Source organism: Halomonas meridiana, assembly GCF_009846525.1.
Lineage (GTDB): Bacteria > Pseudomonadota > Gammaproteobacteria > Pseudomonadales > Halomonadaceae > Vreelandella.
In genome coordinates this window covers 3,416,081-3,438,819 of record NZ_CP024621.1, presented here as the reverse complement: position 1 = coordinate 3,438,819, position 22,739 = coordinate 3,416,081, and the positions used below count along the sequence as shown (strand labels likewise).

Genomic DNA, 22,739 nt, shown 5'->3' with positions numbered 1-22,739 from the left:
AAAAGGGGAAACCCAGCCCTGCGCATCGCGAAGAGGCTTAGCTCATGCGGTCATAGCCGTTATCCATGAACGGATAATCGGTGTAGCCCTTCTCATCGCCGCCATAGAACGTTTCATGGTTCGGCTCGGTGAGCGGGGCGTTCACGCGGAAGCGCTCCGGAAGATCCGGGTTGGCAATGTAGGGGCGGCCAAAGGCCACGGCATCGGCAGTATGTTCGCTGATGCGTGCTTCGGCGCGCTCGGCGTCGTAGTTGCCGCAGTAGATCAGGCTGCCGCTAAAGCGTTCGCGCATCTGCTCACGGAAACCGGCAGGGAAGGTGATGTCGCCGCCCGCCCAGTTCGGCTCGTTGAGGTGCAGGTAGGCGAGGCCGCGCTTGGAGAGCTGCTCTGCCATGTAGAACGCCATCGCTTCCGGCTCGTCGTCGGTCAAGCCGAACAGCTCGATGAACGGCGTCATACGAATGCCGACACGCTCAGCACCAAACACTTCCACGACCGCATCGACCACTTCCAGCGGGAAGCGGGCACGGTTTTCCAGCGAACCGCCGTACTGGTCGGTGCGCTTATTGGTGCCGGTGGCCAGGAACTGGTTCAACAGGTAAGCGTTGGCAGCGTGGACTTCGACCATATCGAACCCGGCGCGCTTGGCGCGGATGGCCGCTTGGCGGTAATCATCCACGATGCCAGGAATCTCGTCGGTTTCCAGCGCACGTGGCGTGCTGGTGGGGTGCTGACCAGCGGTGCCGTCTTCGAATTCAACAAAGCACTGAGCGCCTTCACCTTTCAGCGCGCTAGGGGCTACCGGCTGCTGGCCGTTGGGCTGCACCATCTCATGGGAAACGCGGCCCACATGCCACAGCTGCAGGGCAATACGGCCACCTTTGGCGTGAACGGCATTCACGACGCCTTTCCAGCCTGCTTCCTGCTCGTCGGTCCAGATGCCGGGCGTGTACACATAGCCACGGGCAGTGGGAGAGATGTTAGTGGCTTCGCTGATGATCAGGCCCGCACCGGCGCGCTGGCCGTAATAGGCTTCCTGCATTTTGCCCGGCACGCTATCCGGCGTGCGCGAACGGGTCAGCGGCGCCATGATGACGCGGTTAGGAATGGACAGGCTACCTAGCGTGGTGGGGGTAAACAGCGTCTCGTAAGCCATCAAGCAAGCTCCTTTTGAAATGCTTCAATGAAATAGTACGCCAAACAATAGACCAGTTTACTAGCTAATGCCACCCAGATGCCCTCTGACCTATCGTATAGTAGGTAACTTTGATCGAGGCGTCTAAATAGAAAGCCTCTCTGGTATCCTTACAGATTATTTGTCAGGAACTTCTCGACAGCATGTTAAAAAACGCATCGCAGCGACGTCCTTATCAGGTGGCGGAAACCATAAAGTGCTGGATTGTGGACAGGCAGTTAAAGCCAGGGGATCGGCTTCCGAGCGAGTCTGAGTTAATGGACACGTTACAGGTATCGAAAGGCACGGTACGTGAGAGTACGCGAGTACTCGAGGCTCAGGGTCTTGTCGAAACTCGCACGGGTCCTGGCGGAGGTGCTTTTGTGCGCGAAATGAGCGATGCGAAAGCGATATCCCTGCTGAGTAATTATTTGTTTTTTAAAGATATTTCCATCAAGGATATTTATCAAATTCGACTGGCATTAGAGCCTGAACTGGCTGCCTCGTTGGCAGGAAAAGTAAGTACTGACGATATGGCGCGTTTGCGTGAAAGCCTGCATAGCTATTCAGGTCCGGCAAACGATAACGAGACGGAGCGCCAGCAACACCTCGATTCGCTGCATTTTCACTTGATGCTTGCTGAGTTGGCAGGCGGCAATCAGTTGCTGACCTTTATCATTCGTTTCACGATTCAAGTGCTCTCGGATCTGACGATATATCATCGACTGTATGAGCCAGCCACCTATGACTTTGGCCAAGTGGGATGTCGCTATCATGCGCAAATACTGGATGCAATCGAGCTAGGGGATGCGGAAAGCGCCTATAGCATCATGCGCGAGCATATGCTGGATGCCCAGCGGGTAATGAATCAACAGGAGGCCCAGGTACGCCGAGGCTTTTTACCTGAGCCACTGAAGTAAACGCGATCAATGCGCTATGGTGTTCCCAGCTGTTGTAAAAACGCCATGACCACTCTCGTTGCCGCTTCACCATCTTCGACGGTAATCGCTTCGTCGGGATGGTGGCTTAGCCCATCCTTGCAGCGCACAAACAACATTCCGATATCCGTTAATGCCTGCATGGCCAAGCCATCGTGCCCAGCACCACTGAATAGTCGCTCTGCAGGCTGGCCAACATCGGCACAGGCCTTTTCTAGGGCAGTCATGACCCAATCGGCACACGCAACGGCATCGGCGCTGTACGTGCTTTCCATCTCTAGCAATAGCCCTCGGCGAGTCGCCACTTCTTCCATGGCGGAGTAGACAGCGTCGCGACCTTGTTGCCGGATATTGCGCTCAGGTGAGCGTAGCTCAACAGTGAAAGTGACCTGGGCAGGAATGACATTGACGGCATTTGGGTGGACATCTAGCTTGCCCACCACGCCGACCAACTGGTCGGTGCTCTGCAGCACGCTATCGACGGCCAAAACCATCTCTGCCGCGCCAACGAGTGCATCATGTCGTATGGGCATTGGTGTGGTGCCTGCGTGTCCGGCCTTGCCGCGCAGCGTGACACGGTGGCGTTCAATGCCGGTCAATGCCGTGACAATGCCCACCGCATGATGCCGTTGCTCAAGAATAGGCCCCTGTTCGATATGGACCTCTAAAAACCCCAGCGTGTTGGCAGGGTCGCGGGCGATTGCGGGGATCTCACCTGGCTGGCAGCCGAAGGCGGTCAAGGCCTCTTCAAGTGACACACCCTGTTCATCCCGAACGGCAAGCTGATCGGGCGTTACGTTACCCGCTAGCGCTTTACTGCCAACCAATGTGGTAGGAAATCGCACTCCCTCTTCGTCACCAAACGCGACAACCTCGATGCCAAAGGGGAGTGTCACTCCTTCGCGCTGAAGCGCTTCCAGTGCCAGAATGGGCAGCGCAACGCCCAGCATCCCGTCGTACTTGCCTCCTTCGATCACCGAATCCTGATGAGATCCCATGATGAGGGTTTTTTCTCCTGCCCGTGCCTTGGAGCAGCGCCCCACGAGGTTTCCAGCAGCGTCCAGTTGTGGTGCAAGTCCGGCTTGCTCCATCCAGCCGCTGATGAGTGGCAGTACATCTCTGTGCTCCTGAGAGCAAAACAGTCGGGTAACACCGGCGCCGGGAGCCGAGCAGCGAGCGGCTTCATCAAGGCGCTTGATTAATACTTGTCCCAACTCATCTTGGGCAAATGGAGCATTCACAGCGGCTTTGGTCATAAACTCTCCGTTAGGCGATGGGGGCCAACAACCCAGCAGCGTGGAAGCGCGTCTAGCGTAGCGGCAGCTGGCGCCAAAAGGCTTGGAAATCGTCGCTCATGAACTGGCCAGCTAGCAGCCTTAGGGCTGCTACAACGTCTTCCGACCAGTCAACGCGTAAATCAATGGGAGCTTGCTGGAACGACTCGATACGCAGTGCAGCCGAGCGGGTGCCGCGCTTATCGCCACCCGTATCCAGCGCGGCATCGAGAGCGTCAATGAGGTTCGCCAGCAAGTGCTGGTCGTGATGGTTTGGGTAGCGGGGCGCTTCGCTTCGTTTAATGGCAGCGCCGCTGTTGGTGGTGTTAACGCTTAGAAACCGCTCGGCCAAAACCTTCACGACATCGCGGCTTTGCAGCATGTTGCCGACCGCAGCGACGCCGGGAAAGCAAACGGCCTCCACTTCAGCGATGTTCTCGCTTCCGGAATGTACCGATGAGCGGCCATGGGCATCCATCACCAAGCATTGGCGTAGCGCGGCGTCGCTATCTTGGCTGACTGCTACGTCAAGGGCCTGCTTAGCGGTGGCGCCATCGCGCAGTGCGTCACGCACACGAGCCGGGTACCAGGGGTTGGTAAATCGCCCTTGGGTGACGCACGCGCCAATGCCGCGCCAGCAGTGATGCACATAGCCGCCTACCGCCACTCCACCGGTGGCAGTGATGGTGGCGACAGTGCCTGTGGCCGGGTGGCAGTGAACCAGTGAAAGCGTCATGGTGTTAATGCGGGCTTAATAGCCCACCAAGTGACCAATTACCAGCCCAATCCAGGACAAGACATAGACCAGCACCATAAAGGGCAGAATGGCCTTGAGCCACTGGGCATAGGAGACGCGACCAAGTGCCAGCATGGCCAGCGTACCGCCTGAGGTTGGTACAATCAGGTTGGTCAAACCGTCGCCCACCTGGAACGCTGTGATCATGAGTTGGCGACTCATGCCGACAAGGTCTGCCACGGGAATAAGAATCGGCATGGTCACCAATGCCTGGCCGGAGCCAGAAGGAATGAACAGGTTGATGATACCCTGCACCACACTGGCCATGATGGCAGAGAATATCGACGGTATACCGTCAATCAGCGCGCTCAGAGAATTGACGATGGTGTCGATAATGACGGCCTGTTCAAGGATGACCTGAATAGAGGCCGCTACCCCAATCACCAGCGCGCCGGCGGTGACGCTGGCAGCACCTTCCATCATCTGTTTGACGATGCCGTTTGCCGATAGGCCGTTCAAAGCACCAATGACGATCGCCAGCAGTAGAAAGGTGCCTGCGATCTCGTTGATGTACCAGCCGCGGGTAAAGACACCGATCAACATGGCGATTAGCCCGCCTACAAATACCACCATGGTCAGAATATTGCGCTTGGTCAGGCGATATTCACTTAATGGCTTACTCAATGACTCGGCGTTGTCGGGCTCTTCAAACTCCATTTTGACGACGCGCTTGCAGATATACAGCGAGAGCAAGGCCAGTGATGAAAGTACCAGCAGCGTGCGCAGCCAGGCGCCGGAGAAGGTCGGTAGCTCGGCGATACCTTGGGCAACGCCCACGGTGTAAGGGTTGATAGGCGAAAGAGCAAAGCCGATCCCGATGCCGCCGACGGCCATGGCGGTGCCCACCAAACTCGAACAGCCGATGGCACTAGCGATGAGCACTGCAATTGGCACCAGCGCGATATTGTTTTCAAACCCCACCGCCACGCCAAAAAAGCCGTAGATAAAGGTGCCAACGACGATGATCATATTGCGTCGGGCAACGCCAACGCGGTTAACCGCCACGCCTATCGCGTTTTCCAGCGCGCCGGTCTTTTGCAGAATGTGAAACAGCCCCCCGGCGATAAAGACGATAAACAGGTATTGCGAGGCGGCAATAAGGCCTTCAGGAATCGCCACGAAAATATTGAACAGAGGAATATTGGCGACATCTTCCAGGTAGGCAAATGAGCCTGGTACGACGACCGTGCGGCCATCTTGAGTCACTCTTTCAAATTCACCCGCAGGAATAATAAAGGTCAGAAAATACGTCGCGACCAGGATGAGAAAGATGAGCACCATGGGGTCGGGAACCGCCTGATACCATTTTTTAGGCGAGCCAGAGGCTGCCGCGTTTTGTTGTTCAGCCATGAGGATACCCTTGCTTGTGATGTGTCTCAGCGTGGACGCTCGTTGGCGTCTTACATTGAATTTATCATGATAAATAGAAGGGTCAAGCAAGGCCTTTAACGATACTGATCTCTAAACCGCCCCAATCCTCTGGGTACTGAACGGGATTTAGAAAAACACTAGTGCCGCTGCCAAGGCCAGCGGCGTTTAACCGGCGTATCGATTTGGCTAATGGCGCTGGTGAGCGGCAGCATGATCGCGCTGAGCTGGCGGTGGCAGACGGCGCTGCTGAGTACGCCGGGGCACTGTTTGAGCAGCAGGTCGCACTGTTGGGAGGCGATGAATAGCTGCTCCACGACCGCAGGCGCGAACAGCGGCTTGGCCTGCTGGCAGCAGCGGGTCAGCTCGCGTGAGAGCATGGAGAGCATGCTGGTGTCTAGCCAGCAGGGCAGCGGGTCTTCCAGCCGTCCGGCAATCGAGTGCTGAATGGCTTCAAACGATGTGCGTAAAAACAGCAGGGTTTGACGAAGCTGGCGCTGTTCACTGGTCATGTGACGTCCCTTTACCTCAACGGCTCTTTCTCTACCAAAGTGCTGGCTAAAAAGAGAGTGTTTCTCATTTGCATCTTTTGGAGAAGATAGCCTTACTCAATCGCGGTGTCAATTACAGGCTATGAACGAATGAGGAGTGGCGGTACCGCCCACGCTTAGCGGCTGAGCAGGTACACCCCTTGCAGGAAGTAGAACACCCCAATGCCGGTGACGATCCAGCGGGTCCAGGTGCGGAAATTGGCGTCGGTCAGGCGGTGCAGAATCCGTGTGCCGGTTTGGGTGCCCAGCATGGCAAACGGGGCGGCCAGTAGCACGATGCTCCACTCACCCACGCTGAGCGCAAGGGCGGCACCTAAGTAGAAGAGGATTTTGATGGAGTGGGCGACCACTTGAATCATGGCCTTGGTAGCGACGACTTGGCGGCGGTCCATCTGCGAGCGCACAAAGAAGATATCGATCAGCGGGCCGGATACCCCGGCGGCAATCGTGAGGCCACCCGAGGCGATGCCGCAGCAAAACGCGTGGCTGGCGCGATGGGCATCGAGCTGGAACCAGTGCTTGGGCGTCCAGACCAAGATGGGCAGCAGCCCGATCAATAAAGAAACAGTGGCCGCATTGGGCGTGTAGTTAAACAGCAGCAGAAGCCCTGCCGCGCTGAGTACGCCCAGCGCCATCAGTGCCACAATGCGCCACACGATAAAGCGCCGCGACAGCCACGCCCGAGAGGCATTGGACGTTAACTGGATAACGCCATGCACGGCCATGGCAGTACTGGCGGGGAATATCACCAGCAGGAACCACAGCAACACCAGCCCGCCCGCCATACCAAATACGCCGGAGAGCATGGAAGTGAAAAACACCACGCCGACAAAGGCGAATCCCATTAACAGTGTCATGAAAGACGCCCTCAGCTACGGCAGAAAGGCCACACCTGATAGAACTTGCGGCACTGAAACTCTGCTTGGCAGCTGTTGAGCTGGGCCTGGTAGCGGTTGGAAAGGCTCGCCACTTGGCGGCCTGCATTGAGCACCTGGGGCTTACTGCGATAAGTGCCTCGCTGATAGCCACCTGCACCCTCGTGGTAGGCGTAATAGAGGTGCTCAGGATTGTTGAGCGAAATGCCCGTTTGGGCGCGAGTGCGGGCGTTGTACCAGCCAATGAAATCGGTGGCGTGTTTCATATGCGTGCGCCGGGCAAACAGGCTGCCCGCTTGGTCTTCGTACTCACCCCATACCGGGTCTTGAGCTTGGGCGTAGCCTTTGGCGGAAGAGGGGCGCGGGCCGGGAATAAAGCCAAGGTAGTATTTGCGGTCTGGGCGCACGTGGCTGCGAAACGAGGACTCCCGCTGAATAAACGCCATTTGGGTCGCGATGGGCGTTCCCCACTTCTCTTCCGACGCTTGCGCGTAGTCGTACCAGCTAGGCTGTTCGCGGAAAATCTCGCAGATATTGGTCTGATCCTCCGGCGGGCTGGGCGCAAAGGTGGCGCACCCAGAGAGCAGCAGTAGGGCAGCGACGGCCAGCCACCCGCGTAGCTGGGCGGTGGAAGAGGAGGCAGCGGAAGAGAGCGTAGAGACCCAAAAGCTATCAACAGGGCGATGCATAGGACGGTCCTTGTGGATAAGTCGTGTTACTCACGTTTTGTGTAGTGTACTGGCGTATAAAGCGCGTTGGCCGCTTAGCGCAGCAGCGGCTCCAAGCAGCGGCGCAGGCGCTGAGCCTCGCGTACCAACGTTTCCCCAGAGAGCATGCCCACCCCCATCACCAAGCCCACGCGGGGGTCCGAGGAAGCACACACCGGGCTTAATGGGCGCACGATTAAGTGCTCCTTCAGCAACGATTGCGCGATGGCTACATCGTTAATGCCCGGCTCGAACTCCACGCACAGGCTGATGGCACTGCTAGGAGCCGACACCGAACGCACCTGGGGCAGCGAGCGCAGCTGGTCGTGAAGCACCTGCTGACGGCCTAAGTAGTCCCGCTGAATGCGCCGACACCAGGCATCTAAATCACCATCAAAAATAAACTGGGCCAGCACGGCCTGGTCCAGCATACGGCCCTCGCGAAACAGCTCGCTGCGCAGGCGGTTCATGGGCCCTGCCAAATGCCGCGGCACCACCAAGTAGCCCAGCCGCAGGCCGGGAAACATCATCTTAGAGAAAGAGCCTACCAGCAAATGGCGCTCAGAGTGGGCATCAAACAGCAGGTTGGGGTGGTCGTCGCGGTTAAATTCATAGTCATCTTCCACCACATAGGTGGGCGATAACGCCTCACACAGCCGCTGTTTATGCTCGGCGCGGGTCGGCACGCTGAGCGGATAGTGGTGTGAGCCGGTAAGGTAAGCCAGCGCCACGGGGCCGGGAGTAGCAGGTAAGGCATGACCCGCTTCCGGCCGCCACGGCAGCATGTCGATGTTCAGCCCGGCGGCGGTAAACACGTTGCGCGCACCCCAATAACAGGGCGACTCCATGGCCACCGTATCGCCCACATCCGCCAGGGCGACGGCGCACAACTCGATGCCGTTGTGGGTGCCATCGGTAATGATGATCTGCTCAGTATCGCAATGAATATCCGCCAGCGGGCCAGAAAATCACGAATCGCCCGTTTTAGCGGGCCGTAGCCGCCGGTGGAGTAGGAGAGCAGCAGCGCATTTTGCGGCACCGTCACGCTGGCGTAGAGCTGACGCCACTTGCGCATGGGGAACTGAGCGATATCGGGAATGCCGGGCACGAAGGCCCCGCTCTGAATCATGCTGGCCCCAGGGCCTTGCAGCACCCGCTGGGCGCGCTGTGATAGCTGCACATTGGCAGGGGCATCGGGTGGGGGCGTTACCGGCTTGCAGGTCCAGGTGCCTTGGCCGTGGGCGGTGGTCAGCAACTGTTCTTCCAACAGCGTGCCAATCGCTAAGGCCAGGGTTTGCCGCGCCACCTGAATGGCATCGGCCAACACCCGATGAGAAGGCAAACGCAGCCCGCTGGGCCACTGCTGCGTAATGGCTTGGCGCAGCGCCTGCTCAATGCGGACCTGCTTACTTAGCCGCTCCGGTTGGAGTGCATAAAGTTGCATAAATTGGTGCAAGACCTGCTGGCGATCCATATCAACGCCCCCTTTTCCGCGTGAAGCCCGCTGCTATCAGGCGTTTAGACGAAAGCATTATGTCAGCTATGCACTTATTTGGTGCGTTGAAAAAGTGGTCTAGTCGAACGCCAAAGTGGTGCATTCGCGTTCTGACCGCCGCCTGCTAGCGTGTAACTATTCCGTCACTGGAATCAGGATACTGCGCCACAGAGCGCCAACGACAACATCCAATAACCTGCAGGATACTGTGCGATGACCACTCCCTCTTCTGAACAGGATAAGCTCGTCCGGGTACTGGCCCGCGGCGACGTATTAGCCCTCGCCTTCGGCGCGATGATTGGCTGGGGCTGGATTGTATTAACCGGCACTGCGATTCAATCCGCTGGCAGCGTAGGCGCTATCTTAGCGTTTATCGTCGGCGGTTTAGCGATCATCATGGTGGGCCTGACCTACGCCGAGCTGGCCTCCGCCATGCCCAAAGTGGGCGGCGAGCATGTTTACAGCTACCGCGCCCTGGGTCACTTACCCTCTTTTTTATGCACCTGGGCAATTATTTTAGGCTATTTAAGCGTGGTGGCCTTTGAAGCCGTGGCGCTGCCCACCGTGATTGAGCACCTAGCGCCGAACTATGCGGTTGGCCACTTATGGACCATCGCGGGCTGGGAAGTCAAAGCGACGTGGGTGGCCGTCGGTGTTGGCGGCTCGCTCGCCATGATGATTATCAACTACTTCGGTGTGACCACCGCCGCGCTGATCCAGAAAGTCGTGACCGGCATGATTTTGCTGGTTGGCGTGCTGTTTGTCACGGGCGCGCTGTTTGAAGGCGAAACCATCAACATGATGCCGCTGTTCACCCAGGCCGATACCGGCGTGGTGGCGGGCATTGTCGCGGTGCTGGTCATGGTGCCGTTCCTGTTCGTGGGCTTTGACGTCATTCCCCAAGCCGCTGAAGAGATTAACCTGCCTTACAAAGCCATCGGCAAAGTGCTGATGATGTCGGTCATTCTGGCAGTGGTGTGGTACGCGCTGATCATTCTGGCCACCAGCCTTGCCCTGAACAGCACCGAGCTGGCGGCAAGTTCCCTGAGCGTGCCGGATGCCATGGGCAGCCTGTTCAACGCCCCCTGGGCCAGCAACTTAATGATACTGGCCGGTATTGCGGGCATCATCACCAGCTGGAACGCCTTCTACATCGGCGGTTCCCGGGCGATCTACGCCCTAGCCCGTGCGGGCATGCTGCCTGCGCCGTTTGCCAAGCTGCACCCGCGCTATAAAACGCCCACTAACGCTATCTTCCTGATGGGCTTTCTCTCCTGTATCGCTCCGTTCTTCGGCCGCCCCGCGCTGGTGTGGATCGTCAACGCCGGTGGCCTAGGCATCGTGATTGCCTACCTGTTCGTGGCCATCTCCTTTGTGGTGCTGCGGGTTCGTGAGCCGGATATGCCGCGCCCGTTCCGCATTCGCCACGGCAAGCTGTGCGGCACACTGGCGGTCGTGCTCTCCTTCGGCATGGCGTGCCTCTACCTGCCCGGTAGCCCGGCGGCCCTGAGCGGCGCTGAGTGGTCGATCTTCGCGGGCTGGTCGCTGCTGGGGGTGGGGCTGTACATCCACGCCCTGCGCACCTACGGCCGCGCCTACAGCGACCAACACATGATGGCTGACCTGTAAGCCGTTCCAACACTTTAAAGGAGCACGCTATGAGCTTTATCGAACAGTGGTTGCACGATGCCGTACCGGCCCTGGTGGGCGGGCAGTGGCGCAAGGGCCAGCAGACCTTCGCGGTGGACAACCCCGCCACCGGCGAGACCATTGCCCACGTGGCAGATTTAAGCGCCGACGACACCCGCGACGCCGTGGCTGCCGCTTATGAAGCCGGTGCCGCGTGGCGCGCCACCCCGGTGAAACAGCGCTCCGCGCTGCTGCGCCGCTGGTTTGAGCTGATTAATGAGCACGCCGATGACCTAGCCCGCCTGATGACCCTAGAGCAGGGCAAGCCGCTGGCGGAAGCCAAAGGCGAAGTGACCTACGGCGCCTCATTCATCGAGTTCTTTGCCGAAGAAGCCAAGCGCATGGCGGGGGAAACCCTGCCCAGCCACGGCGCGGACAAGCGCCTGTTGGTACTGCGCGAACCGGTTGGCGTGGTCGCGGCGATTACCCCGTGGAACTTCCCGCTGGCGATGATTACCCGCAAATGCGCCCCGGCCCTGGCCGCTGGCTGCACCGTGGTCATCAAACCCGCCGAAGCCACGCCGCTGACCGCGCTGGCCGCCGCCTATCTGGCGCTGGAAGCGGGCCTGCCTGCAGGCACTATCAACGTGGTTACCGCTTCCAAACCCGCCGCCGTGGGCGAGGTACTCACTACCGACCCTCGGGTGCGCAAGGTGTCGTTTACCGGTTCTACCCCGGTGGGCAAACACCTGCTCGCCCAGTGCGCCAGTACGGTGAAGAAAACCGCCATGGAGCTGGGCGGCAACGCGCCGTTCATCGTGTTTGACGACGCCGATGTGGACGCCGCTGTGAACGGAGCCATCGCCTCCAAGTTCCGCAACGCCGGGCAAACCTGCGTGTGCACCAACCGCTTCCTGGTACAGGACGGCATTTACGATGCCTTCGTCGCGAAGCTCACCGAGCGCGTGAACGCGCTCAACGTGGGTGACGGCCTGACAGAAGGCAGCATCATCGGCCCGCTGATCAACCAAGCCGCCGTGGATAAAGTGCAGCGCCATGTCGACGACGCGGTGAGCAAAGGCGCGCGCCTGCTGTGTGGCGGCCAGCCCCACGCGGCGGGTGATCGCTTCTTTACTCCCACGGTGTTGGCGGATGTGACCACTCAAATGGCCGTCGCCGACGAAGAGACTTTCGGCCCGGTCGCGCCGGTGTTCCGCTTCCAGCGCGATGAAGAAGCCATCGCCATGGCCAACGACACCCCATTTGGCCTGGCCGCCTACTTCTACGCCACGGATTACCGCCGCATCTGGCGCACCATGGAGCAGCTGGAGTACGGCATGGTGGGTGTGAACGAAGGGCTGATTTCCACCGAGCTTGCGCCGTTTGGCGGCGTGAAAGAGTCCGGGCTGGGCCGTGAAGGTTCCCACCACGGCCTCGATGAATTTACTGAACTGAAATACGTCTGCGTTGGCGGTTTATAAAGAGAACGATGATGACTAACCAAGAATTGAACGACCTGAAAAACCGCTTCGTGGCCAACGGTGCCGCCACGCCGACCACCCAGTTTGCCGAGCGTGCCGAAAACGCCGAGCTGTGGGACGCCGACGGCAAACGCTGGATCGACTTCGCGGGCGGCATCGGCGTGCTCAACCTGGGCCACCGCCACCCGAAAATCGTCGCGGCGGTCGAAGCGCAGCTCAAGAAGGTCATGCACACCAGCGCAGCGGTCATTTCCTACGCGCCCTACGTGCAGCTGTGCCAAAAGCTCTGCGAACTCACCCCGGTGCGCGGCCCGGAGCGTAAAGCGATGCTGGTGAACACCGGTGCCGAAGCGCTGGAAAACGCCGTGAAGATTGCCCGCGCCGCCACTGGCCGCACCGGCATCATCACCTTCGACGGTGCCTTCCACGGCCGCACCATGATGACCCTGGCGATGACCGGCAAGGTGCTGCCCTACAAGAACGACTTCGGCCCGATGCCGGGCGACGTGTTCCGCGCACCGTTCCCCAACCCGCTGCACGGCATCAGCGAAGAAGCCTCGCTGAATGCCATTCGCACGCTGTTCAAAACCGATATCGCCCCGCACCGCACGGCGGCCATCGTGATTGAACCGGTACAAGGCGAAGGCGGCTTCTATATCGCCTCGCCGGATTACCTGAAAGCCCTGCGCGCCCTGTGCGACGAATACGGCATTCTGCTGATCGCCGACGAAGTGCAGTCCGGCTTTGCCCGCACCGGCAAGCTGTTTGCCCTAGAACACAGCGGCATCGAAGCGGATATTCTCACCACCGCCAAGAGCCTTGCCAACGGCATGCCGCTTTCTGCCGTGGTCGGCACCGCCAAGGTGATGGACGCCTCCGGCCCCAACTCTCTGGGCGGCACCTACAGCGGCAACCCGCTCTCCTGCGCAGCGGCCCTGGCGGTGATCGAAGCCATCGAAGAAGAGAACATCCTGGCCCGCAGCGAGCAGATGGGCAAAATGTTGGCCGAACGCTTCGCGGTCTGGGAAGAGCGCTTCCCCGCCGTCGCCCACGGCCGCCAGCTCGGCGCCATGGCCGCGTTCGAACTGCTCAACAGCGACGGCAAGCCCGACCCGCAGATGACCGGCGCGCTCTGCGCCAAAGCCCGCGAAAAAGGCCTAATCCTGCTTTCGTGTGGCTTCTACGGCAACAGCATCCGCATTCTGGTACCGCTGACGGTCTCGTCTGCGGTGTTGGAAGAAGGGTTGAGTATTATTGAGCAGTCTTTGGAAGCGCTTAGCTAGTAGCGTTTAGGTAGTACTAAGCCCGCCCGTCGTCAGGCAGTGTAAGCTGTTGGCGATGGGCGGGTTTTTTGTGGGCGTTGAAAGCCTAATGCTATGATCGTCAGTCGCTCTCAGTACCTTGTGCTAAGCTGGATTTGGTCAGGTAGGCACCCAAAGTGAATGTGCCTGGAAATGCAGCAGAAGCGCGAGCTGTTGATATCCAGCCTGATGCAAATTAATTGGCAAACGAATCAATGGGCTGGAAAAGTTTGGCAGGCGACATTGATCGGACAATCATGCCGGCGTGTTCGTCCAGTCGTTAGACGCGCTGTCTGATACCTGTTAAGTGCCTTTTAGGCAAAGGAGGGAGCTCTGGTAAGTCTAATTTTTGGTGCAGGAGCAAGTTTTGGATCAGGAGGCTGCCTTCCAAAAAATCCTCCTTTAGGTAATGACCTATTCAATGACCTAGAAGGATTGAATGGTGCATTTTCTATGCTCGATGTGTCTTCAAAGTCAGTTTTTAGAGCTGATGGATTTGAAGCTGGTATGGCTACGGTGGCAGATAACAGCAGAGTCATCAATCCATTGCAGAAAGAGTTAGCCTGTTATTTATCGAAATTTTCCATCAGGCCTGACAATGCTTACGTACGCTTATTTAATAAACTACGTAGCTGTATAGGGCAGATCAGCATAACAACCTTAAATTATGATCTGCTGATAGAGCAATCTCTCGCTAGCCACGGTCTTAACGTTGATTACAATGCTGAAAATAAAGGGGTTAGTTTACTCAAGCCGCACGGATCTTCGAACTTCCTACCTCAAATACCAAATGGCATGGTGTTTTCGGGGAATACAATGAGTGGTTGTGGGTCGTATTTTGAGGGCCTCAAAACAAAAGCTGCATCGACTGCCAAAGAAGTACAAGCTTGGTGCGATGATCCTAAGAACTCGGATTTGAGTCCTGTTTTGGCGATGTATGCGAAAGGTAAGCGTGTAGTAGTAAATAGAAATCTTATTCAGAATACACAACAAAAATATTCAGAGCTTATTGCGTCATCCAGGCTGGTTGTTTTAGTGGGAGTAAAATACATATCTCATGACACTCATATATGGGAGCCGATCGTTCAAGCACGGCCTAACCTATTGATAGTAGATCCATATCCACAGGACACCATTGATTGGGTAACTGCAAATAATTTCGATAATGTTACTGTTGTAGATAAAAGCTTCGATACCTCGGTGTGGGAAATAACGAAATCAGTACATAGATGTTTGTATTGGTCTTAACAAGTGCGTCAATTAGGACGCTCACCAGCTCGCGCCTATTACACTGGCGTGAGGGACTTCCTTACCAACTCCTAAGCACATGACGGTCGTTCCTCAAACGAGACGCAGAAGGGCGGCATTACTAAAGCAGTTCGATAAGAATATTAGCAATATTGAGAACAACAGGGGCCTTCTAATCGGGCAGATGCTATGCCGCGATTTTTCACTATTCAGACACGCCTTCTGTCGAAGAAATTAGTGATCCCTGTCTAAGCGTAACAGCTACTTATCCTCCACTCCGCCTTCATCAAACAGCGAAAGCTGCTGGCGATTGGCGGATTTCGCTTTTGTAGCCCGCCGGACAGGCGGCCGCCGCTGACTAGCCAGCTTCTCCACAATCGCTTGGCTGGCATCCCTCGCTTCCGGCGTGCGGCGCAGTTCATAGAGCAGCTTCTTCCAGTGGCGCGCTTCGGCTTCAAAATCATTGGGAGTGGGGTAGTCGACGCCCGGTTGAAAGCCGAAGCGTTTCTGCAGGCTTTCCGGTAGTGCCCAGGGCTTGGCACGCCATTCCATGGGTAGGGGCGAAAGCTCGGGTACCCAGCGGGCAATAAACTCGCCGGTGGGGTCGTTATCTTCTGCTTGCTTGATCGGGTTGTAGACCCGCATGGCGTTGGTGCCCGTGGCGCCTGCTTGCATCTGCACTTGGGGGTAGTGAATGCCGGGCTCAAAATCGGTGAACAGCCGAGCCAAGTGCAGTGCAGGTTCGTACCAGTGCAGCCCCAGGCCAAAGGTGGCGTGGGAGAGCAGCATGGCGCGCATGCGGAAGTTGATCCAGCCGGTGGCAGTCAGGCTGCGCATGCAGGCATCCACCAACGGCACGCCGGTTTGGCCGCGCTTCCAGGCGATCAGATGCGGGTGTTCCGGGTCGCGCTCCCGCAGGCCGCGCAGCGCCGGGTGCAGCGTTTGATGCTCGATGCTGGGTTCGCTCTCCAGCTTCTGAATAAAGTGGCAGTGCCAGTAGAGCCGGGAGGTAAAGGCGCGCAGCGAGCGAGCCCAGGCGGTGTCGTCGGCGTGCTTTTGCCGCTGGCGGCGCAGGGATTGCACCACTTCGCGCATGGAGAGCGTGCCCCAGGCCAAGTGCGGGGAGAGCCGCGATCCAAACTCCCAGGCCAGTAACGGCTTAGAGAGCGAGCCGCGATAGCGCCGCCCGCGCTGGGTAATAAAGCTCAGCCACAGCGCGCGCCCTTCACTGCGCCCACCCCGCTGGCGTTGGGGGCAGGGCGTGGTATCGAACCCCAAAGTAAGCGAGGGCAGCTGCGTTATATCCACGTGGTGAAACGCTTCCCAATCGTGTGCGGCCACCGCTGCTTGAGGGGCGGGGTAGGTGGGGGCGGCCATCAGCGCTTCCCAGTGGCTTTCCCAGCGGGATTGATGCCCCGTGCGGCTACTCAGCCCACGAATCACACCCTGCTGGCGGGCTTCCTGCCAGGGCACGTGGTGGGCATGGCACCACGCTTGAACGCGCTGGTCGCGCTCAAAGCTCCAGGCGTTACCGGTCTCTTGGTGGGAGTGCAGCACCAGTTCGCCGTAGTGGGCTTTGAGCGCGGCTAGGCACTCCACCATATCGCCCTGCCACAAGCAGAGCGGCAAGCCCAGCGTGTTGAGCGCTTGGGCAAGGTCAACCAGTGAATCGGCGGCAAACTGCCAGTGGCGCAAGGCGCTGTCGGGTGCTTGCCACTGCTCAGGCTCGATGGCAAATAGCGGCAGCACCGGGCCCGCCGCTGCGGCGTTGGCCAGCGGTGCGTTATCGTGAATGCGCAAATCGCGTTTGAACCAAACGACCTGAAGGGGTGCCTGAGCCATTAGCCGTAACGCCTGTTCGTCACTTATCTATTCGTGATGCAGTGATGACGTTACCATCAAGCGATTGTTTGCGTAACCAACTGAGTCACACCCGCCTCACAGGAGAGCCACTATGTATATTGCTATGAACCGTTTTCGGATTGCCCCAGGCCGCGAAGAGGATTTTCTAGAGGTATGGCGCAACCGCGATTCCCACCTGGACGAAGTGCCGGGCTTCAAGCAGTTTCAAATGCTGCAGGGCGAAAGCCAGGAAGACCACACCGTGTTTATCTCCCACAGCGTGTGGGAGTCCGAAGAGGCCTTCCGCGCCTGGACGAAATCGGAGGCCTTCCGCAAAGCCCACGCCAACGCCAAAGCGCCAGAAGGCATCTACCTTGGCCCGCCTAAGTTTGAGGGGTTTGAGGTGGTGTTGTAAGTCATTTATGAGCACCGCACCGTTGCCGGTGCGGTAGCAGACGTTGGTTCACGTTAATAACGTTTAACGTGAACTCAAGAAATGTTGGATTTTATAAACGTGGTGGCTGGCCCATGCTGAACCCATGCCTTCTAGCGATGGAGCTTGGCCACTATGTTTGGATTAAAAAGCGGACTAAAAAGCGGATTAAAAGACCGCACGACTTCCCACACGCACCCCGCCGATGAGCAGGGCACCGCCCTCAACCAGCACTTCTGGATGCCGTTCAGCGCGAACCGCGATTTCCGCGCCAACCCGCGCATGATTGCCGGGGCGGAAGGGCGTTATTACATTGATGACCAGGGGCGCAAGCTGTTTGATTCGCTCTCTGGCCTATGGACCTGCGGGGCAGGCCATAACCGTGAAGAGATCCAAAAAGCCGTGGCGGCGCAGCTCGGTACGCTGGATTTTGCCCCCGGTTTTCAGATTGCCCATCCGTTGGCATTCAAACTGGCGGAGAAGGTCGCGAGCTTAACGCCTGCCGGGCTGGATCACGTGTTTTTCACCAACTCCGGTTCTGAAGCCGCCGATACCTCGGTCAAGATGGCCAAGGCCTACTGGCGGTTAAAAGGTAAGCCGGAAAAAACCCGCATGATCGGCCGCGCCAAGGGCTACCACGGCGTGAATATTGGTGGCACCAGCCTGGGCGGTATTGGCGGTAACCGTAAGCACTACGGCCAGTTGATGGACGTGACGCACCTGCCCCACACCCTGCAGGCGGGCCATGCGTACACCCGTGGCCAAGCGGAAACCGGCGCAGAGCTGGCCGATGCGCTGCTGGATCAAATCGCCCTTCACGATGCCTCTACCATTGCAGCGGTGATTGTGGAGCCGATGTCGGGTTCGGCGGGTGTGATTGTGCCGCCAAAAGGCTATTTGGATCGGCTGCGGGAGATCTGCACCGCCCACGATATTCTGCTGATTTTTGATGAAGTCATTACCGCCTTTGGCCGCAGTGGGGCGACTACCGGGGCCGAGGCGTTTGGCGTCACGCCGGATATCATGAACGTGGCCAAGCAGATCACCAATGGCGCGATCCCCATGGGGGCGGTGATTGCCACTGGCGAGATTTTCGACACCTTTATGCACGCAGGCGGTGCCCAACACGCTATTGAATTCCCCCACGGCTACACCTATAGCGCCCACCCCGTGGCCTGCGCGGCGGGGCTGGCGGCGCTGGAGATGATGGAGCGCGAAGACTTCCCCGCTCAGGTGAATGCTATCGCTCCGGTGTTCGAGCAGAAGCTGCACGCCTTAAAAGGCCACAACCACATTGTCGATATTCGCAACTACGGTTTGGCCGGTGCCCTTCAGCTAGCGCCGCGCAACGGCGACCCCACCATTCGCCCTCGCGATGCGCATATGGCGCTTTGGGAAGCAGGCTTCTACGTGCGCTACGGCGGCGACACCCTGCAGTTCGGCCCTCCCTTTGGCACTACGGAAGCCGAGCTTGAGCGTTTGTTCGATGCCGTTGCGACCACCCTGGATTCACTGGCGTAACCCTGGCCAACCCTGTTTTGGAGTTTCATGATGAGCGTTGTTTCCCACCTGATTAACGGTGAGCTAGTGGAAAGCCAGCGCACGCTGGACGTCACCAACCCTTCTACGGGCAAGGTTATTCGCCACGTGGCGGATGCCAGCGCGGCGGATGTGGAGCGCGCCATTGCCGCTGCTCAAGCTGCTTTTCCTGCCTGGCGCGATACGCCGCCCGCCAAGCGCGCCCAGGTGATGTACCGCTTTAAGCAGCTGCTGGAAGAGCACGCGGACCGCCTCGTGCAACTGGTCAGCGAAGAGCATGGCAAAACGGTCGAAGACGCCATGGGCGAGCTGAAGCGCGGCATTGAGAATGTCGAGTACGCCTGTGGCGTGCCGGAGCTGTTAAAAGGCGAGTACTCCCACAACGTGGGGCCGGGCATTGATGCGTGGTCTAACTTCCAGCCGCTGGGCGTGGTCGCGGGTATTACCCCGTTTAACTTCCCCGCCATGGTGCCGCTGTGGATGTACCCGATGGCGATTGCCTGCGGTAACACCTTTATTCTAAAGCCTTCTGAAAAAGACCCATCAGCGGCCATGGCCGTGGCTGAACTGCTGCAAGAAGCGGGGCTGCCCAAAGGTGTGATGAACGTCATTCACGGCGGTCGCGAAGCGGTGGAAACACTCTTGGATGCCAAAGCCGTGAAAGCCATTTCGTTTGTGGGTTCCACACCCGTAGCGGAAGCGATTTATTCCCGTGGTTCGGCAGCGGGCAAGCGCGTTCAGGCCCTGGGCGGGGCGAAGAACCACGCGGTGATTCTGCCGGATGCCGACCTGGAAAACGCCGCCAACACCCTGATGGGTGCCGCCTACGGCAGCTGCGGCGAGCGCTGTATGGCGATCTCGGTAGCGGTATGCGTAGGCGATGAGACCGCCGACCGGTTAGTGGAAACCATTCTGCCCAAAATCGCTCAGCTGAAGGTGGGGCCGGGTACCGATAAAGGCCTGGATATGGGCCCGCTGGTCACTGCAGAGCATCGCGATAAAGTGCTTGGGTTTATTGAAGATGGCGTGAACGCTGGCGCTTCGCTGGTAGCGGATGGCCGTGGCCTGACCGTGGCTGGCCATGAGGAGGGCTACTTTGTGGGTGGCTGCCTGTTCGATAACGTCACCGCTGAGATGCGCATTTACCAGGAAGAGATCTTTGGGCCAGTGCTCTGCGTGGTACGGGTCGGCAGCCTGGACGATGCTATGCAGCTGATTAACGACCACGAATACGGCAACGGCACCTGCCTGTTTACCCGCGATGGCGAAGCCGCCCGGCGTTTCACCGACGGTATCGAGGTCGGCATGGTGGGGGTGAACGTACCGCTGCCCGTGCCGGTGGCCTACCATAGCTTTGGCGGCTGGAAACGCTCGCTGTTTGGCGACCTTCACGCCTATGGCCCAGACTCGGTGCGCTTCTACACTCGCCGCAAGGCGGTTTCCCAGCGCTGGCCTTCCGTCAGCGAAGCCACCCGGGCGGAGTTCTCGTTTCCTACTAACCAGCGTTGACGCGATGCGCTAACTGCGCCATCTTCACTGCACCACCGCCTGCATCATTGTTGGGCGGTGGTGTATTTTTTGGTGCGTATTATGAGCGGTCAGGGTTGCAAAGGGATACCAGCGTGGCGAGAACACAGGACGAAATTCGGCAAACGAACGTCAAAAAGATCCTTCAGGCGGCGGAGCAGTTGTTTGCCGAAAAAGGCTACGCCGGTGCCTCCATGGGCGATATTGCCCAGTTAGCCGACCTGCCAAAGTCCAACGTGCACTACTATTTCGCCACTAAGAAAGTACTCTATCAAGAGGTATTGCTGGCGCTATTAGAGTTATGGAAGCAGGACGCGCTCTGCTTTGAGCTGTACGACGACCCCCGAGTGGTGCTCTCCACCTACATTCGCGCCAAGATGAACCACTCCCGCAACCGCGCCCACGGCTCCAAAGTGTGGGCCGCTGAAGTGATGCAGGGTGCCCCGATGCTCAAAGAGCGCCTGCGCGATAACCTCTATGAATGGGCCAAACTGAAAGAGTCGAAAATCCGCGAATGGGTCGATTCCGGCCAAATCAACCCCGTCGAACCTTCGTACCTGCTTTACATGATCTGGGCCTCCACCCAGCACTACGCGGACTTCGACTACCAAATTTCACTGCTGAACGACGACAAACCGCTGGACGACTTACAGTTTGAAAAAGCCGTGCAGTCGGTGACCTCGGTGATTTTAAGAGGCATTGGGCTGACGGCTTAGTGGGCGCTGGTGTCCTAAGCATTTAATCGCGGCGCTGCGTTGTTAATGCTCTCTTATTTTGGTGCTTTGGTTTCCAAAACGTTTGTTTTCCCTCCTGGCAGGCCTGTTCACGGGTGAGGCCAATATCTTTCAGTAAGTGGTCATCTAGCGTGAGCAACTGCCGACGGCTGCGGCGGCGCTGTTGGTAGCGGCTTAGCTGGTAACGAAGCTGAGTGAGGCTGAAGCGTGGCATGGCGGCTCTCCGAGCGGTGGGGTGCCTGATCAGGTTACGCAGACTGTTAGTCGCAATACAGATATAGGTTTTTTTATTTTTACGATACAGATGGGGCGTGTTATACCTCTGTATGGCGAAACGAGATGCCTTCTGTATGGCAGATGAACCGAGCGGGGGTGGGCGTGATGACGCGTTATGAAGAGGTGGCGGCAACGTTACGGGAGCGGATTGAGCACGGGATTTATCGCGTGGGCGACCGGTTACCCTCTATTCGCGCGGTCTGCCAAGAGCTGAATGTGAGTATCTCAACGGCGCAAGAAGCGTACCGCCAACTCATGGACGCCGCGCTGATTGAGTCGCGGCCAAAGTCGGGCTACTTCGTGCTGCCGTGTCGTATTCCCTCCGTTTTGCCCTCTGTTTCGCGACCAGCCCAGTGCCCGCTGGATGTCTCCCAGTGGGACCAAGTGCTAGAGCTGGTAGCTACCCAGCGAGACGACAAACGGCTGCTGCTTGGGCGCGGTGTGCCCAATCTTGAGGTAGCGTCGTTAAAGCCATTGTCGAAAATCCTCGCCGGGCTGCACCGTAGTAACGATCTGCACGGCTTTAATTACGACAAACTTAGCGGTAGCCCTGAACTGCGCCAACAGGTGGCGCGCTTGGCGGTGGCATCTGGCTGCCTGCTGCATCCTGATGATGTGTTGATTACCACCGGCTGCCAGGAGGCACTCTCCATTGCGCTGCGTACGCTTACCCAGCCTGGCGATGTGGTGGCGGTAGATTCGCCCAGTTTCTACGGCACCATGCAGATACTGAAAGCCAACGGTTTAAAGGCGCTGGAGATTCCCACCGACCCGCAAACCGGCATCAGCCTGGAAGCGTTAGAGCTGGCGCTGGAGCAGTGGCCTATTCGCGCTATTCAGGTCACGCCCACCTATAACAACCCGTTGGGCTACACCATGCCGGAAGCGCGTAAGCGGGCGCTTTATCAGCTTGCCCAACGGTTTGATGTGGCCATTATTGAAGATGATATTTATGGGGATTTGGCATACACCCAACCCAGGCCGCTAACGATTAAATCCTTTGATACGGATGGGCGCGTGCTGCTGTGTAGCGGTTTCTCGAAAACCTTAGGGCCGGGCCTGCGCGTGGGCTGGCTGGCCCCTGGCTGCTACCGGGAAAAGGCGCTGCATATGAAGTACGTCTCCACCGGCGCGTCTGCCACGTTGCCGCAATTGGCCGTGGCGGAGTTTGTCGCCAAGGGCCATTTTGAGCGTCATCTACGCGCTGTTTCCCGCCAGTATCAACGCCAGCGGGATATCATGATTAGCTGGGTGCAGCGCTACTTTCCGAAAGGGTCGGGCATTAGTTATCCGCAAGGGGGCTTTTTACTCTGGGTAGAGCTACCGGCGGATGTCGACTGTGTGCGCCTTAACGAGCGCTTAGCGCAACACGCCATCCATGTGGCGCCGGGGGCGCTGTTCTCGGCCTCGGGTAAGTTTCGCCAGTGCTTGCGGTTGAACTACGCGTTTACCTTAACGCCTGCGATGGAAGAAGCGGTGCGCACGGTAGGCGAGCTAGCGAGTGAGATGCTCAGCGAGGTAGGTGAATGCTCACTCGCTATCAAATAAGAA

21 protein-coding genes are annotated in these 22,739 nt (G+C 58.2%); 10 read left to right on the top strand and 11 right to left on the bottom strand.

Going from position 1 to position 22,739, the window contains the following annotated elements:
- Positions 1-37: 37 nt before the first annotated feature.
- A complete protein-coding gene (locus CTT34_RS16320; protein ID WP_159343358.1) occupies positions 38-1,156 on the bottom strand; it encodes an alkene reductase in 1,119 nt (372 codons plus the stop codon).
- 182 nt (positions 1,157-1,338) lie between these two features.
- On the opposite strand from CTT34_RS16320, the gene CTT34_RS16315 reads away from it, so the two are divergent.
- Positions 1,339-2,094 carry a FadR/GntR family transcriptional regulator gene (locus CTT34_RS16315; RefSeq protein ID WP_159343357.1) on the top strand — a complete coding sequence of 252 codons (756 nt, stop codon included), beginning with the start codon at positions 1,339-1,341 and terminating at the stop codon, positions 2,092-2,094.
- A gap of 14 nt (positions 2,095-2,108) precedes the next feature.
- On the opposite strand, the gene CTT34_RS16310 is transcribed toward CTT34_RS16315, so the two are convergent.
- The 8 genes from CTT34_RS16310 to CTT34_RS18510 all read right to left on the bottom strand — a co-directional run bounded on the left by CTT34_RS16310 (position 2,109) and on the right by CTT34_RS18510 (position 9,157).
- Positions 2,109-3,368 carry an allantoate amidohydrolase gene (locus CTT34_RS16310; RefSeq protein ID WP_159343356.1) on the bottom strand — a complete coding sequence of 420 codons (1,260 nt, stop codon included), beginning with the start codon at positions 3,366-3,368 and terminating at the stop codon, positions 2,109-2,111.
- 52 nt (positions 3,369-3,420) lie between these two features.
- Positions 3,421-4,122: a DUF1028 domain-containing protein gene (locus CTT34_RS16305; protein WP_159343355.1), complete on the bottom strand. Its 702-nt coding sequence runs from the start codon at positions 4,120-4,122 to the stop codon at positions 3,421-3,423.
- A gap of 15 nt (positions 4,123-4,137) precedes the next feature.
- A complete protein-coding gene (locus CTT34_RS16300; protein WP_159343354.1) occupies positions 4,138-5,532 on the bottom strand; it encodes a YfcC family protein in 1,395 nt (464 codons plus the stop codon).
- A 158-nt stretch (positions 5,533-5,690) separates the two neighbouring features.
- Entirely contained in the window at positions 5,691-6,062 is a 372-nt protein-coding gene (locus CTT34_RS16295) for a hypothetical protein (protein ID WP_054641732.1), read from the bottom strand.
- Between the two features lie 155 nt (positions 6,063-6,217).
- Positions 6,218-6,958 carry a sulfite exporter TauE/SafE family protein gene (locus CTT34_RS16290; RefSeq protein WP_159343353.1) on the bottom strand — a complete coding sequence of 247 codons (741 nt, stop codon included), beginning with the start codon at positions 6,956-6,958 and terminating at the stop codon, positions 6,218-6,220.
- 11 nt (positions 6,959-6,969) lie between these two features.
- Entirely contained in the window at positions 6,970-7,665 is a 696-nt protein-coding gene (locus tag CTT34_RS16285; RefSeq protein WP_217352972.1) for a transglycosylase SLT domain-containing protein, read from the bottom strand.
- Between the two features lie 74 nt (positions 7,666-7,739).
- Complete coding sequence (locus CTT34_RS18515) at positions 7,740-8,498, bottom strand: aminotransferase class I/II-fold pyridoxal phosphate-dependent enzyme (RefSeq protein ID WP_254436408.1); 759 nt, start codon at positions 8,496-8,498, stop codon at positions 7,740-7,742.
- On the bottom strand, positions 8,477-9,157 hold the full coding sequence (locus CTT34_RS18510) for a GntR family transcriptional regulator (protein WP_254436407.1): 681 nt from the start codon (positions 9,155-9,157) through the stop codon (positions 8,477-8,479). The genes CTT34_RS18515 and CTT34_RS18510 overlap by 22 nt, the downstream gene beginning before the upstream one ends.
- 234 nt (positions 9,158-9,391) lie before the next feature.
- Here CTT34_RS18510 and CTT34_RS16275 point away from each other — a divergent pair, with 234 nt between their 5' ends.
- The 4 genes from CTT34_RS16275 to CTT34_RS16260 all read left to right on the top strand — a co-directional run bounded on the left by CTT34_RS16275 (position 9,392) and on the right by CTT34_RS16260 (position 14,837).
- On the top strand, positions 9,392-10,807 hold the full coding sequence (locus CTT34_RS16275) for an APC family permease (protein WP_159343352.1): 1,416 nt from the start codon (positions 9,392-9,394) through the stop codon (positions 10,805-10,807).
- A 29-nt stretch (positions 10,808-10,836) separates the two neighbouring features.
- Entirely contained in the window at positions 10,837-12,288 is a 1,452-nt protein-coding gene (locus CTT34_RS16270) for an NAD-dependent succinate-semialdehyde dehydrogenase (protein WP_159343351.1), read from the top strand.
- A gap of 11 nt (positions 12,289-12,299) precedes the next feature.
- Positions 12,300-13,571 carry a 4-aminobutyrate--2-oxoglutarate transaminase gene (gene gabT, locus CTT34_RS16265; RefSeq protein WP_159343842.1) on the top strand — a complete coding sequence of 424 codons (1,272 nt, stop codon included), beginning with the start codon at positions 12,300-12,302 and terminating at the stop codon, positions 13,569-13,571.
- Positions 13,572-14,042: 471 nt separating this feature from the next.
- Positions 14,043-14,837, top strand: a complete 795-nt coding sequence (locus CTT34_RS16260; protein WP_254436406.1) for an SIR2 family protein — start codon at positions 14,043-14,045, stop codon at positions 14,835-14,837.
- 261 nt (positions 14,838-15,098) lie between these two features.
- On the opposite strand, the gene CTT34_RS16255 is transcribed toward CTT34_RS16260, so the two are convergent.
- Positions 15,099-16,679 carry a cryptochrome/deoxyribodipyrimidine photo-lyase family protein gene (locus CTT34_RS16255; protein ID WP_159343350.1) on the bottom strand — a complete coding sequence of 527 codons (1,581 nt, stop codon included), beginning with the start codon at positions 16,677-16,679 and terminating at the stop codon, positions 15,099-15,101.
- A gap of 112 nt (positions 16,680-16,791) precedes the next feature.
- Here CTT34_RS16255 and hmuQ point away from each other — a divergent pair, with 112 nt between their 5' ends.
- From hmuQ to CTT34_RS16235, 4 genes are all read left to right on the top strand, one after another.
- The gene (gene hmuQ / locus CTT34_RS16250) at positions 16,792-17,094 is read left to right on the top strand and encodes a heme-degrading protein HmuQ (protein ID WP_044630196.1); all 303 of its coding nucleotides are present in this window, start codon (positions 16,792-16,794) and stop codon (positions 17,092-17,094) included.
- A gap of 258 nt (positions 17,095-17,352) precedes the next feature.
- Positions 17,353-18,633, top strand: a complete 1,281-nt coding sequence (aptA, locus tag CTT34_RS16245; protein ID WP_254436497.1) for an omega-aminotransferase AptA — start codon at positions 17,353-17,355, stop codon at positions 18,631-18,633.
- Positions 18,634-18,663: 30 nt separating this feature from the next.
- A complete protein-coding gene (locus tag CTT34_RS16240) occupies positions 18,664-20,160 on the top strand; it encodes a CoA-acylating methylmalonate-semialdehyde dehydrogenase (RefSeq protein WP_159343840.1) in 1,497 nt (498 codons plus the stop codon).
- A gap of 113 nt (positions 20,161-20,273) precedes the next feature.
- Positions 20,274-20,894, top strand: a complete 621-nt coding sequence (locus CTT34_RS16235; protein ID WP_159343348.1) for a TetR/AcrR family transcriptional regulator — start codon at positions 20,274-20,276, stop codon at positions 20,892-20,894.
- A gap of 22 nt (positions 20,895-20,916) precedes the next feature.
- On the opposite strand, the gene CTT34_RS16230 is transcribed toward CTT34_RS16235, so the two are convergent.
- Positions 20,917-21,126, bottom strand: coding sequence for a DUF1127 domain-containing protein (locus CTT34_RS16230; RefSeq protein WP_159343347.1), 210 nt, complete (start codon positions 21,124-21,126; stop codon positions 20,917-20,919).
- A 167-nt stretch (positions 21,127-21,293) separates the two neighbouring features.
- On the opposite strand from CTT34_RS16230, the gene CTT34_RS16225 reads away from it, so the two are divergent.
- Positions 21,294-22,736 (top strand): aminotransferase-like domain-containing protein, encoded by a 1,443-nt coding sequence (locus CTT34_RS16225; protein ID WP_159343839.1) that lies wholly within the window; start codon positions 21,294-21,296, stop codon positions 22,734-22,736.
- The last annotated feature ends 3 nt before the right edge of the window (positions 22,737-22,739 follow it).

Excerpts from the sequence above, each read along its gene's own strand:
- CTT34_RS16320 (WP_159343358.1), bottom strand. The coding sequence starts at position 1,156 with ATGGCTTACGAGACGCTGTTTACCCCCACCACGCTAGGTAGCCTGTCC.
- CTT34_RS16315 (WP_159343357.1), top strand. The coding sequence starts at position 1,339 with ATGTTAAAAAACGCATCGCAGCGACGTCCTTATCAGGTGGCGGAAACC.
- CTT34_RS16310 (WP_159343356.1), bottom strand. The coding sequence starts at position 3,368 with ATGACCAAAGCCGCTGTGAATGCTCCATTTGCCCAAGATGAGTTGGGA.
- CTT34_RS16305 (WP_159343355.1), bottom strand. The coding sequence starts at position 4,122 with ATGACGCTTTCACTGGTTCACTGCCACCCGGCCACAGGCACTGTCGCC.
- CTT34_RS16300 (WP_159343354.1), bottom strand. The coding sequence starts at position 5,532 with ATGGCTGAACAACAAAACGCGGCAGCCTCTGGCTCGCCTAAAAAATGG.
- CTT34_RS16295 (WP_054641732.1), bottom strand. The coding sequence starts at position 6,062 with ATGACCAGTGAACAGCGCCAGCTTCGTCAAACCCTGCTGTTTTTACGC.
- CTT34_RS16290 (WP_159343353.1), bottom strand. The coding sequence starts at position 6,958 with ATGACACTGTTAATGGGATTCGCCTTTGTCGGCGTGGTGTTTTTCACT.
- CTT34_RS16285 (WP_217352972.1), bottom strand. The coding sequence starts at position 7,665 with ATGCATCGCCCTGTTGATAGCTTTTGGGTCTCTACGCTCTCTTCCGCT.
- CTT34_RS18510 (WP_254436407.1), bottom strand. The coding sequence starts at position 9,157 with ATGGATCGCCAGCAGGTCTTGCACCAATTTATGCAACTTTATGCACTC.
- CTT34_RS16275 (WP_159343352.1), top strand. The coding sequence starts at position 9,392 with ATGACCACTCCCTCTTCTGAACAGGATAAGCTCGTCCGGGTACTGGCC.
- CTT34_RS16270 (WP_159343351.1), top strand. The coding sequence starts at position 10,837 with ATGAGCTTTATCGAACAGTGGTTGCACGATGCCGTACCGGCCCTGGTG.
- gabT (WP_159343842.1), top strand. The coding sequence starts at position 12,300 with ATGACTAACCAAGAATTGAACGACCTGAAAAACCGCTTCGTGGCCAAC.
- CTT34_RS16260 (WP_254436406.1), top strand. The coding sequence starts at position 14,043 with ATGCTCGATGTGTCTTCAAAGTCAGTTTTTAGAGCTGATGGATTTGAA.
- CTT34_RS16255 (WP_159343350.1), bottom strand. The coding sequence starts at position 16,679 with ATGGCTCAGGCACCCCTTCAGGTCGTTTGGTTCAAACGCGATTTGCGC.
- hmuQ (WP_044630196.1), top strand. The coding sequence starts at position 16,792 with ATGTATATTGCTATGAACCGTTTTCGGATTGCCCCAGGCCGCGAAGAG.
- aptA (WP_254436497.1), top strand. The coding sequence starts at position 17,353 with ATGCCGTTCAGCGCGAACCGCGATTTCCGCGCCAACCCGCGCATGATT.
- CTT34_RS16240 (WP_159343840.1), top strand. The coding sequence starts at position 18,664 with ATGAGCGTTGTTTCCCACCTGATTAACGGTGAGCTAGTGGAAAGCCAG.
- CTT34_RS16230 (WP_159343347.1), bottom strand. The coding sequence starts at position 21,126 with ATGCCACGCTTCAGCCTCACTCAGCTTCGTTACCAGCTAAGCCGCTAC.
- CTT34_RS16225 (WP_159343839.1), top strand. The coding sequence starts at position 21,294 with ATGACGCGTTATGAAGAGGTGGCGGCAACGTTACGGGAGCGGATTGAG.